The organism is Cellulophaga algicola DSM 14237 (assembly GCF_000186265.1).
Lineage (GTDB): Bacteria > Bacteroidota > Bacteroidia > Flavobacteriales > Flavobacteriaceae > Cellulophaga > Cellulophaga algicola.
In genome coordinates this window covers 3,359,892-3,371,531 of record NC_014934.1, presented here as the reverse complement: position 1 = coordinate 3,371,531, position 11,640 = coordinate 3,359,892, and the positions used below count along the sequence as shown (strand labels likewise).

The window sequence follows — 11,640 nt, the reverse complement described above, 5'->3', positions numbered from 1 at the left end:
AGACAATTCTTTCATAGTTTATTTAAGAATTTATCAACATTAAAAACTATAGCCTTATTTGCAAAATGAAATGACATAAGTTGGTAATCTATGTTTTTTTCCGTCAATTAGGCATAATTTATCGAATATAGGAACAGTATTTGTTATTGTTCCAGATAGATTCACTATTTTTAATGTTGAAAGGAATATATATGGATGATAATTTTTCACCTAGAGTAAAAGATGTAATTGCTTATAGTAAAGAAGAAGCTTTACGACTTGGTCACGATTTTATTGGCACCGAGCACTTAATGCTTGGGCTATTGCGTGATGGAAGTGGAAAAGCAATTAGCATTCTTGACGCTTTAGATGTAGACTTAAATCACCTTCGTAGAAAGGTCGAAATTTTAAGTCCAGCAAACCCCAATGCAACACCAATGCAAAAAGACAAAAAGAATTTGCATTTGACTAGGCAGGCGGAACGAGCACTAAAAACAACTTTTTTAGAAGCAAAGCTTTTTCAAAGCTCTTCTATTAATACAGCACATTTATTATTATGCATTCTTAGAAATGAGAATGACCCAACTACTAAGTTGCTACATAAATTAAAAGTAGACTATGATGGAGTTAAAGAGCAATTTAAATCTATGATTACAAGTGATGATGATTATGTAGATTCGCCAACCTCAGAATCTTTCCCAAATGATGCAGATGATGCTGCAGAAGGAAAGGAAGGAAATTTCAGTGGAACGGCAAATCAGAAAGGTAATAAAAAATCTAAAACTCCTGTTTTAGACAATTTTGGTCGTGATCTAACGCAAATGGCCGAAGAAGACAAGTTAGACCCTGTCGTTGGTAGAGAAAAAGAAATTGAACGGGTTTCTCAAATATTAAGCAGAAGAAAGAAAAACAACCCGTTACTAATAGGAGAACCCGGAGTTGGTAAAAGTGCAATTGCAGAAGGTTTAGCATTGCGTATTATCAATAAAAAAGTATCCCGAATACTTTTTAACAAACGTGTGGTAACCCTTGATTTAGCTTCATTAGTAGCCGGTACAAAATACCGTGGTCAGTTTGAAGAGCGTATGAAAGCGGTCATGAATGAGCTTGAAAAGAATGATGATATTATTCTTTTTATTGATGAAATACACACCATTGTTGGTGCCGGTGGCGCTACAGGAAGTTTAGATGCTTCTAACATGTTTAAGCCAGCCTTAGCAAGAGGTGAAATACAATGTATTGGTGCAACAACTTTAGATGAATACAGACAGTATATTGAAAAGGATGGTGCTTTAGAGCGTCGTTTTCAAAAAGTAATTGTGGAGCCTACTACCGTAGACGAGACTATCGAAATACTTAAAAATATTAAAGGAAAGTATGAAGACCACCATAATGTTATTTATACAGATGAATCTATAGTTGCCTGCGTAAAGTTAACGAACAGGTATATGACCGATCGTTTTCTTCCAGACAAAGCTATTGATGCTTTAGATGAAGCTGGTTCTCGTGTTCATATTGTAAATATGGATGTACCTAAGCAAATCTTGGAGCTAGAAAAACAGCTTGATGATGTTAGAGCCCTTAAAAATACTGTTGTTAAAAAGCAACGGTATGAGGAAGCTGCAAAGCTTAGAGATGACGAAAAGAAAATTGAAAAAGATCTAGCCATTGCTCAAGAAAAATGGGAGGAAGATAGCAAATTACATAGAGAAACGGTAACCGAAGAGAATGTTGCAGATGTTGTTTCTATGATGAGTGGTATTCCTGTAAATAGAATTGCACAGACAGAGATTACTAAATTGTTTGAACTACCTAACCTTATTAAAGGTAATGTAATAGGTCAAGATGAAGCAGTAGCTAAAGTTGCCAAGGCAATACAAAGAAATAGAGCTGGACTAAAAGACCCCAACAAACCTATTGGATCCTTTATTTTCTTAGGACAAACAGGCGTTGGTAAAACACAGTTAGCAAAAGTCTTAGCAAAAGAATTATTTGATTCTGAAGATGCGCTTATCCGTATTGACATGAGTGAATATATGGAGAAGTTTGCTATTTCTCGTTTAGTTGGTGCACCTCCGGGATACGTTGGCTACGAAGAAGGCGGACAGTTGACTGAGAAAGTACGTCGTAAGCCATACGCTGTTGTTCTTTTAGATGAAGTAGAAAAAGCACATCCTGATGTATTTAATATGATGCTTCAAGTATTGGATGATGGTTTCTTGACAGATAGTTTAGGCCGTAAAATAGATTTTAGAAATACTATTATTATCATGACTTCTAATATAGGAGCGCGACAATTAAAAGATTTTGGTCAAGGTGTTGGTTTTGGTACTTCAGCAATGAAATCACAAACAGACAGTCACCAAAAAAGTGTGATAGAAAATGCATTGAAAAAAGCATTTGCACCTGAATTTTTGAATAGAATTGATGATGTCGTTGTTTTTAATCCATTAGAAAAAGAAGATATTCATAAAATTATTGATATAGAATTACGTAAATTATTATTACGTATTAAGGATATAGGATATGAATTAAACTTATCTGATAAAGCTAAAGACTATATTGCTGAAAAAGGATTTGACAAACAATACGGAGCAAGACCATTAAAACGTGCTATTCAAAAGTACATTGAAGATGCTCTAGCAGAAGAAATTGTAAGTTCTAAATTACAAGAAGGTGATACTATTTTTATGGATCTTGATGAAGAGAAAGATGAATTAACCATAAGGATTGAAAAATCAAAAAAAGAATCTGAAGCCTAACAGCGCTAAGAAACTAAAAAAAAGAGAGCCAATTGGCTCTCTTTTTTTTACCCTATAAGCTATACTAGGTAAAAAGAAAACTATTTAGAATATTTAAGCTACTCCCTACCACTTAAAAGGTACTACAAGAATAAGCGCACCAGTAAAAAAATGTAATCATTTTCATTCATTCGCTTTCCTTATTGAATCCACTTTAGTTTTTTAAGCGATATATAGGTGTTTTATCTAATATTTTTTAACATTTTTAAGCTATGTACTATTTTCGTCCTCGAGACACACTATATAAAATACGAGGAATGAGTATTGAACAATCGAAGAAGAAAATCATCGTTCAAGAGTATCATCTTGAGACGGGCACGATACAAGTATACGATGACTATATGGTAGCCACTTTTGATGAAGGAGCAACAATTACACTAGAAAGAGCGTATCAAATGATAGGGATTGCCGAAATTCATTTTAGGGAGAAAAATTTCGGATATATTAGTTTACGCAAAAACTCTTACGCTTTAGACCCCAATGTTTATAGCTACATTCGTGAAATTGAGAATTTAAAAGCATTTGCTGTTGTTTCTGTGAAAGAGATTGATATGCATAATTTTAAAATAGAAAAATTATTTTATAAAAATTCTATGAAATTCTTCATAGAATTTGACAACGCTTTATCATGGATCAAAAGACGTGTAAAAGCTAAATAAAAACAGAAATGCCTTTCATCTGTATGAAAGGCTTTTTTTTTATCGCGTCTGTTCGTTTACCAGAAAGAGCTAAACTGATTATTCGTTATGTAAATCAGTATTTTTTTTCACGGGCTTAATCTTTCCACTTCTGTTTTAAATATTGCCTTAGCATACTCCCCACTACCCCTAAAAGAATAACTATCACTAGCTCTACCCAGTTAAAACCGCTATTCGGAACGTTAGTGGCTCTTGAGTAGATAATATACCCAACCACAGGACCGTATGCCACTAAATTAATTACCAACTTTTTCATAGTTATTCCTTCTAAAAATTACTTTAATTAATCTCGAAACTGATTGCGTTTTTCTTTCTTCTCCTGAACCTTAATTACAAAACCCGCTTTTTTAATACGCACGGTATCATAAACTGGTTTATCTAAAAGTATATCATTAATCTTTGGGTCTTTGCTAGAGTATTGCACTTTAAAATGCTTGCCCACCCAACCTGGATATATCTTACCATCCAAATAAGTAGCACCTTCAATTTTTTTACTGCCGACATAAAACTCATACATAGCATATGAATTTGAATTTTGAGTATCAATCTCTGTGCATTCAGCTATTCCATATACCGAAAAATATTTCAAATGAAAGTATGTCTGCAAATTAGTATATAAAAAAAAACATGCAAATAACAAACCAATAACAGCTACTGATTTTTTAGAGTTAAAAAAATCTTTAAACTTATTCATTCTATATTATTTTCTCCTTCTATTTCAATTTTAACTTTTTTAGCAGTTGCGGTTTTACTGGAGTTGACGCCTAATCTCATGGTGTGCGTCAAAAAACCACCCATACTATTATTAAACTCTATAAGTCCAAAGCTTCCTATAGTTTTATTTACACTTCCACCCAACATTCCAAATGTAAAATCAACAAGTACCTCCGTACTTTTCGTTTGTTTAAGTTTATAATTATTTTTCTGTTTCGCATTAAATGAAGACCTTAATAAAACTGAGCTCGGATTGAACTTAAATACTCCTGTTATTGCTGCTTTATATGGATCAACCTCGGTAATATCGAAACCATTACCCACATACTGAGCTGCAGCATCACCAAAACCAAAAGCTAAACTTGTTTGGAGACTAGAGTTTAATGTTAACCCCATATTATAGGTAGAAAACATATTTTTAATATAAGACACCGAAGAAGCTATTAATTCACCCTCTGCTACTAGCGCAGGAAAAAGTTCCACACCTCCGATTATAGCTAGAGGAATACCAATAGTTATCATAATTATCTTTGATTCATCAACGGTATCATAAGCTTTCCAAATTTTAGCATCTTCTTTTTTACTAACAGTAACTGTAAGCATTTTTGCGAAAATTGCAGCAGAACTAGATATTCGCTTTTTTATTTCTTCATCTGAAATAGGTAATTCTCTTTTGCGCTCTAGACTAACAAAAGTCGCCAAACCATCTAAATTAACATTTACATAATCAACTATAAAATATCTATTTTTATTTAAGTCATTTCTATAACAACGCAAACTACCTACAGTATCAAAAAAATACCAGTCATATGTTTTTACTGAAACTTTTTTAACTTCTTGATTTATAAAATTATTTAGTGTTAGTGCTAATTCTGTTTTAATAGCCCTCTCTAACCCCAATCTTGAAGCACGTTTATTCTTACTAACAACTTTATTAGCATTAATTTGCAATTGTTTTTTTAAGTTCTTTAATCGCACATTATCTACAAATTTTTCCATTTACCCTAAGTATAAAAAGTATATTTTCTATACAATTTAGATAAAAAAAAACTTAAAACTAAATTTAATCGTTAACTTGATCTTAATTTAATTATTGAAGCTGATTCAAAAACCAATAACAGCTACTAATTTTTTAGAGTTAAAAAAATCTTTAAACTTATTCATTCTCTATTGCTGTTCTTGTTCTTCCACTTGTGGAGGTTGTTCTGGCTGTTTAAACAAATCAATATAGGCATTCCCCAAACTATCTATGAGCGCACTAGCGGTTAGTGCTTGATACCCTAATTTTTCAACTGCAATATCTCCAGAGGTACCGTGCAGGTAGACTCCAAATATAGCCGCTTTCAACGCACCGTAGCCCTGAGCTATTAATCCTGTGATGATTCCAGTTAACACATCACCACTACCCGCAGTAGCCATACCAGGATTTCCTGTAGTATTTATATACCCTTTATTATCATACACAGTAATGGTATGCGCCCCTTTTATCACTAAGACGCAATCATATTTCTTAGAAAATGCTTTTGCTTTTTTTAATTTATCAAAATCGTCTTTCCATTTCCCTAACAAACGTTCTAATTCTTTAGGGTGTGGCGTTAAGACCGTTTGAGCCGGCAGGTTCTTTAAAAAAGCTTCATTTAAAGCTAATATATTTATAGCATCAGCATCTAAAACTAATGGTGTTTTATTTTTCTTCAAGAAATTGCCCAGTGCCTTTTGTGTTTCATTAGCCGTACCCAAACCTATTCCTAGCCCAATCACATCAGGCGTAATCTCAAATTTTATTTTTGTTATAAATTCTTCATGTTCATCAGTTAATACCATTATTTCAGGTACTGCAGTTTGCATAGGTACATAACCGCATTTAGGTAGATATGCCGTAACCAAACCACTACCAGCGCGCAAACATGATTTTGAAGCTAATTGTACAGCGCCTATCTTGCCATAACTACCTCCAATAATTAAAGCGTGACCGTACGTACCCTTATGAGCAAATTTCTCTCGAGGAATATACGTAGGTAATACTTCTAACTTACTTATTAATTCGTAGTCAACTTCTGTATTCGCTATAAATTCAGCATCAATACCAATATCTATGATCTCCCATTGATTGGCATAGACACCAGTTTCTGGAAGAAAAAATACCAATTTAGGAGTTTGAAAACTCAAAATATGATTTGCTTTTACAACAGCATCTTTATTCTTTACTGGTTTATCCGTGAAAAGTCCCGAAGGTAAATCTACTGCAAGAACAAAAGCTTCTGATGTATTAATTTTTTGCATCAACTTAACAACCCAAGCATCTGGATTCCTATTTAATCCAATGCCAAAAATTGCATCTATGACAATGTCTTCTTTACTAATTTCTGGAAACTCAGAATCGTTATTAATAAAATTAGGCCAAATTTTACGCTCTTTTAATCGATTTAAATTCAATAAAAAATCGTCCGAACGTTTCTCACTATAATTTACGATATGCACTTCTATAGCATAGCCATGTTCTTGTAAATGTCTTGCAACAGCAACACCATCTCCTCCATTATTACCAATACCACAAAATAATTGAATTTTCACTGGAGCACCTTGAAGTCTAAGATGTAACCAATTAAAAATTTGGATAGCAACGCGCTCCATGAGTTCGTCACTTTTTATTTGCTGTTTTTCTATTGTATATTTATCAGCTTGGTAGATTTGTTTTGCGCTAAAAATCTTCATTCAATAATAATATTTAACATTAATTGCTAATTCCGTAATAATTTCGGAAATCATTTGATAAGGAACTCAAAAATACTACATTTGACTATATCTTTAAAAGATATAAAGATCAAATAATGGATAGTCAATTTAACCTTTCTACATTTTATATTGCGTGTGATAATACTACTATCACAATCAGCACCACTACCCCATTGGGGTAAGCTGCTATTAACTCGTCCGTTTTCGCATATTCATGCATTTTTATTTTTATTACCACAAAACCATTTCACATAATGAAAGTTCTAAAATTTGGAGGCACTTCTGTTGCTAACGCAAAAAATATAGCCCTTGTAAAAAACATAGTGGCAAATTCTAAAGCAACTAAAAATATCGTTGTTGTTTCTGCCTTAGGCGGAGTTACAGATTTACTATTAAATACGGCAACACTAGCTTCGGCTCAAGATAACACCTATAAAAACAGCCTTAAAGAAATTGAGGAAAGACATCTAAATACGATAAAAGAGTTGATCCCTGTCTTGCAACAAAGCAAGGTTTTGAGTAAAGTAAAAAGCGAACTTAACACATTAGAAACATTATTGGAAGGCGCTTATTTAATAGGAGAAATTACACCAAAACTATCCGATAAAATTGTTAGTTATGGTGAGCTCTTATCGTCCTATATTATTAGTGAGTATTTTATAGCCGAAAAACTGAATTGTTCTTATAAAGATAGTAGAGAGGTCATAAAAACAAATTCTAATTTTGGTAAGGCTATTGTTGATTTTAAGGTAACGAATACCAATTGTAAGGAATTTTTCACTGCTGTTCCCGAACAAATAATTGTAATGGCTGGTTTTATAGCCTCCTCTATTTCTGGAGATTCTACAACCTTAGGAAGAGGTGGTTCTGATTACACGGCAGCCATTATAGCTAGTGCTATTGATGCTGAACTATTAGAAATTTGGACGGATGTTAGTGGAATGTATACCGCTAATCCTAGAATCGTAAAACAAGCGATGCCTATTCCGCATATTTCTTATGAAGAAGCTATGGAACTATCACATTTTGGAGCCAAAGTATTGTACCCCCCAACCATACAACCTGTACTTGCTAAAGGAATTTCTATTGTCATCAAAAATACTTTTGATGCTGAAAACGAAGGGACTTTAATTACAAAAAATAAAAACGAACAAGGAAAAACTGTTCGCGGTATTAGTCATGTTGAGCATATTGCCTTACTCTCACTAGAAGGACCTGGAATGGTAGGTATTCCCGGAATTTCTAAACGTTTTTTCGAGGTATTATCACAAGCTAATATTAGCGTTGTATTAATTACACAAGCTTCTTCTGAACATTCTATCTGCGTAGGAGTTTCTGATACTGATGCTTTAAAAGCGGTAGAAATTGTAAATGAAGCCTTTGAATATGAAATTTCATTGGGCAAAATAAAACCAGTAATTGCAGAACAAGATTTAGCAATTATAGCACTTGTAGGCGATAATATGAAGCGTCATCAAGGACTTAGCGGTAAAATGTTTAGCACCTTAGGAAAAAACAATGTTAACATTAGAGCAATTGCACAAGGCGCTTCTGAGCGTAATATTTCTGCAGTTATCGTAAAAGATGATGTCAAAAAAGCACTGAATACATTACATGAGGAGTTTTTTGAAGACAATACCAAACAATTAAACCTGTTTGTAATGGGTGTTGGTAATGTGGGTACAAAATTCTTAAATCAAATTCAACAACAACGTAAATTTTTAAAAGAGAACCTAAAATTAAATATCCGTGTTATTGGTATTTCAAATTCTAGAACAATGGTTTTTGATGAAGACGGTATCAGCCTAAAAAGTTGGGATGAAAAGCTTAAAGGCGGAGAAAAAGCTGACAAACAGAAATTCTTTGAGAATATCCAAAAACTAAACTATAGAAATAGCATTTTTGTAGACAACACCGCAAGTGCAGCAGTATCTGAAACCTATGCTTCTTATTTAAAGAACAGCATCTCTGTGGTTACTTGTAATAAGATTGCATGTTCTTCTGAATACAACAACTACAAACATCTTAAAGATCTAGCCCGTCAATACAATGCGCCATTCTTATTTGAGACTAATGTAGGAGCGGGATTACCGATCATAGATACACTTAAAAATTTAATAGCATCGGGAGATAAAATATTGAAAATACAAGCAGTACTTTCGGGTAGTTTAAACTTTTTGTTTAATAACTTTAATGACCAATCTACCTTCCACGATATCGTAAAACAAGCGCAAGAACAAGGCTATACCGAACCAGATCCAAAAATAGATTTGAGCGGTATTGATGTGATGCGTAAAATTTTAATATTAGCCCGTGAAAGCGGTAACAAAATAGATATAGAAGAAATTGCCAACAAACCTTTCTTACCTGAAGAAAGCCTTGCTACTACAAATAATGAAGACTTTTTTGCTTCCCTAATTAAGCACGAAGCTGGTTTTCAAAAAATGTATAAAGAGGCCAATGATACAGGAAGCAAGCTAAAATACGTAGCGCAATATGAAAACGGTAAAGCTAGTGTAGGTTTACAGCATATTCCTAAAGGGCATGACTTTTATAATTTAGAAGGCAGTGATAATATTGTATTATTTTACACAGAAAGATACCCTAACCAACCTATGATTATTAAAGGTGCTGGTGCTGGTGCAGATGTTACTGCTTCAGGTATTTTTGCTGATATTATCAGAATAGGAAACTTTTAATCATTGGACTATGAATGCAAATGAAATTAGAGTTTTTTGTCCGGCTACTATTGCTAATGTTTCTTGTGGTTTTGATGTTTTAGGACTAGCATTAGATGCTGTGGGTGATGAAATGGTGGTTAGAAAAACAACCCAAAAAGGCATCAGAATCACCAAGCTTACAGGGCAAGATTTACCTACAGAAACCTTACAAAATGTAGCTGGCGTTGCCGGTTTAGCACTATTAGCACAGAGTAATTACGATGGTGGTTTTGATATTGAAATTTATAAAAAAATAAAAGCAGGAAGTGGAATTGGCAGCAGCGCTGCCAGTTCTACCGGTGCTGTATGGGCCATGAATGCCTTACTAGGCAATCCTTTTTCTCCATTAGAACTCGTAAAATTTGCAATGGAAGGCGAGCGTTTAGCAAGTGGTGTTGCCCATGCAGATAATGTTGCTCCCGCCCTATTTGGTGGGTTTACCTTAGTACGAAGCTATAATCCGCTAGATGTTATTAAAATAAATACCCCAAAAGAATTATATGCCACCGTTATTCATCCGCAAATTGAAGTAAAAACATCCGATTCTAGACGTATTCTAAAAACTACCATCTCTCTAGAAGATGGTATTAAACAATGGGGAAATGTTGGAGGTTTAATTGCTGGCTTATTTACCGAGGACTATGACCTTATTGGCAGGTCATTAGAAGACCACATTATAGAACCTATCCGTTCTATTCTAATTCCTGGTTTTGATACTGTAAAGCAAAAAGCATTAGAATCTGGCGCATTAGGTTGTGGTATATCAGGCTCTGGACCCTCGGTGTTTGCTTTGAGTAAAGGTATAGAAACGGCAAAAAATGTAGCCAAGGCTATGTCTGATGTTTATGATAAAATAGGAATAGATTATGATATTCACGTATCAAAAGTAAATACTGAAGGAATTAAAATTTTATAAAAAAATGTTTCATGTATTGTTAAAGTAAAGGATTTTGAGATTAGATCAATTAACATTTTCTAGATTCATCGCTGCTATAGCTGTTGTAATATATCATTACGGCCTAGAAGTGTACCCTTTTAACTTAACACCAATACAGCATTTGTTCCAACAAGGAAACATTGCAGTAAGCTATTTTTTTATGCTATCAGGGTTCATAATGATTATAGCATATCATCACTATAAAGAGATCGATTTTTTAGCGTACATCAAAAAACGATTTGCCCGAATTTATCCTGTATACTTTTTAGCTTTAATTTTAGTATTAGCATTCAAAATTTATTATCATAAAGAGAGCGAACTCGGTAATCTATTTTTAAACCTGACTATGCTTCAGAGTTGGATTCCTGGAAAAGCTTTATCTTTTAATTATCCTGCTTGGTCCTTGGCTGTAGAATTCTTTTTTTACGCACTTTTTCCTTATGTATTCAATACTTATTATTCAAAAATATCTTTTAAGAAATTAATCATCCCAATAGTAAGCATCTTTAGTATCAGTCAGCTTCTATTTCATTGGGGTATTTACTCAGAGTATTACGAAGGGTATCCTTCTAAATTTCATGATTTCTTATTCTATTTTCCACCTATGCATTTGGCGGAATTTTTAATCGGAAACTTAGCTGGTTTATACTTTATAAAAGTGTTTTTAAACAAAAGGAAAAATTATGATCTAGTAATCATGCTACTCTTATGCCTAGTTCCTTTAGCCATATATTATAACTCAACATTAAACTTTCACAATGGGCTATTGGCTATTCTATTTATTCCATTAATTTTATTAATTAGTGCTAATACAGGTTTTATTACTACTTTTTCAAAATACAAACCTCTGGTTTTTTTAGGGGAAATAAGTTATGGCATCTATATTTTGCAGAGCCCCATTTTTGCCTGGACCAAAGCATTCTTAAAAGACAACCAAATTACTAACGAGACGAGTAAATTTTATATAGCAACTTTAGTCTTAATTTTATGTTCTGCTCTTTGTTTTATTTATATAGAAACACCTTTACGTAAAATTCTTAAAAAAATATAATCTG

Annotated in this window: 9 protein-coding genes; 5 read left to right on the top strand and 4 right to left on the bottom strand. The window is 33.3% G+C overall.

What is annotated here, in order from left to right:
- Positions 1 to 191 precede the first annotated feature (191 nt).
- Positions 192 to 2,741 carry an ATP-dependent Clp protease ATP-binding subunit gene (locus CELAL_RS14630; protein WP_013551670.1) on the top strand — a complete coding sequence of 850 codons (2,550 nt, stop codon included), beginning with the start codon at positions 192 to 194 and terminating at the stop codon, positions 2,739 to 2,741.
- Positions 2,742 to 3,037: 296 nt separating this feature from the next.
- Positions 3,038 to 3,439 carry a hypothetical protein gene (locus CELAL_RS14625; protein WP_041557749.1) on the top strand — a complete coding sequence of 134 codons (402 nt, stop codon included), beginning with the start codon at positions 3,038 to 3,040 and terminating at the stop codon, positions 3,437 to 3,439.
- 115 nt (positions 3,440 to 3,554) lie between these two features.
- Here CELAL_RS14625 and CELAL_RS14620 read toward each other — a convergent pair whose 3' ends face one another.
- The 4 genes from CELAL_RS14620 to CELAL_RS14605 all read right to left on the bottom strand — a co-directional run bounded on the left by CELAL_RS14620 (position 3,555) and on the right by CELAL_RS14605 (position 6,907).
- On the bottom strand, positions 3,555 to 3,734 hold the full coding sequence (locus tag CELAL_RS14620) for a hypothetical protein (RefSeq protein ID WP_041557748.1): 180 nt from the start codon (positions 3,732 to 3,734) through the stop codon (positions 3,555 to 3,557).
- Between the two features lie 27 nt (positions 3,735 to 3,761).
- A complete protein-coding gene (locus CELAL_RS14615; RefSeq protein WP_013551668.1) occupies positions 3,762 to 4,172 on the bottom strand; it encodes a hypothetical protein in 411 nt (136 codons plus the stop codon).
- Positions 4,169 to 5,191, bottom strand: a complete 1,023-nt coding sequence (locus CELAL_RS14610) for a hypothetical protein (protein WP_013551667.1) — start codon at positions 5,189 to 5,191, stop codon at positions 4,169 to 4,171. Before CELAL_RS14610 ends, CELAL_RS14615 begins: the two co-directional genes overlap by 4 nt.
- A gap of 168 nt (positions 5,192 to 5,359) precedes the next feature.
- Entirely contained in the window at positions 5,360 to 6,907 is a 1,548-nt protein-coding gene (locus CELAL_RS14605) for a bifunctional ADP-dependent NAD(P)H-hydrate dehydratase/NAD(P)H-hydrate epimerase (RefSeq protein WP_013551666.1), read from the bottom strand.
- 275 nt (positions 6,908 to 7,182) lie between these two features.
- Between CELAL_RS14605 and thrA the strand changes: the two genes are divergently transcribed.
- Genes thrA through CELAL_RS21910 form a run of 3 tightly spaced genes read left to right on the top strand, consistent with a single transcriptional unit; the run spans position 7,183 to position 11,636 of the window.
- Positions 7,183 to 9,627: a bifunctional aspartate kinase/homoserine dehydrogenase I gene (thrA, locus tag CELAL_RS14600; RefSeq protein ID WP_013551665.1), complete on the top strand. Its 2,445-nt coding sequence runs from the start codon at positions 7,183 to 7,185 to the stop codon at positions 9,625 to 9,627.
- 10 nt (positions 9,628 to 9,637) lie between these two features.
- Positions 9,638 to 10,564: a homoserine kinase gene (locus CELAL_RS14595; RefSeq protein ID WP_013551664.1), complete on the top strand. Its 927-nt coding sequence runs from the start codon at positions 9,638 to 9,640 to the stop codon at positions 10,562 to 10,564.
- Between the two features lie 34 nt (positions 10,565 to 10,598).
- Positions 10,599 to 11,636: an acyltransferase family protein gene (locus CELAL_RS21910; protein WP_013551663.1), complete on the top strand. Its 1,038-nt coding sequence runs from the start codon at positions 10,599 to 10,601 to the stop codon at positions 11,634 to 11,636.
- Positions 11,637 to 11,640: the final 4 nt, after the last annotated feature.

Coding starts and splice junctions, on each gene's coding strand:
- CELAL_RS14630 (WP_013551670.1), top strand. CDS start 192: ATGGATGATAATTTTTCACCTAGAGTAAAAGATGTAATTGCTTATAGT.
- CELAL_RS14625 (WP_041557749.1), top strand. CDS start 3,038: ATGAGTATTGAACAATCGAAGAAGAAAATCATCGTTCAAGAGTATCAT.
- CELAL_RS14620 (WP_041557748.1), bottom strand. CDS start 3,734: ATGAAAAAGTTGGTAATTAATTTAGTGGCATACGGTCCTGTGGTTGGG.
- CELAL_RS14615 (WP_013551668.1), bottom strand. CDS start 4,172: ATGAATAAGTTTAAAGATTTTTTTAACTCTAAAAAATCAGTAGCTGTT.
- CELAL_RS14610 (WP_013551667.1), bottom strand. CDS start 5,191: ATGGAAAAATTTGTAGATAATGTGCGATTAAAGAACTTAAAAAAACAA.
- CELAL_RS14605 (WP_013551666.1), bottom strand. CDS start 6,907: ATGAAGATTTTTAGCGCAAAACAAATCTACCAAGCTGATAAATATACA.
- thrA (WP_013551665.1), top strand. CDS start 7,183: ATGAAAGTTCTAAAATTTGGAGGCACTTCTGTTGCTAACGCAAAAAAT.
- CELAL_RS14595 (WP_013551664.1), top strand. CDS start 9,638: ATGAATGCAAATGAAATTAGAGTTTTTTGTCCGGCTACTATTGCTAAT.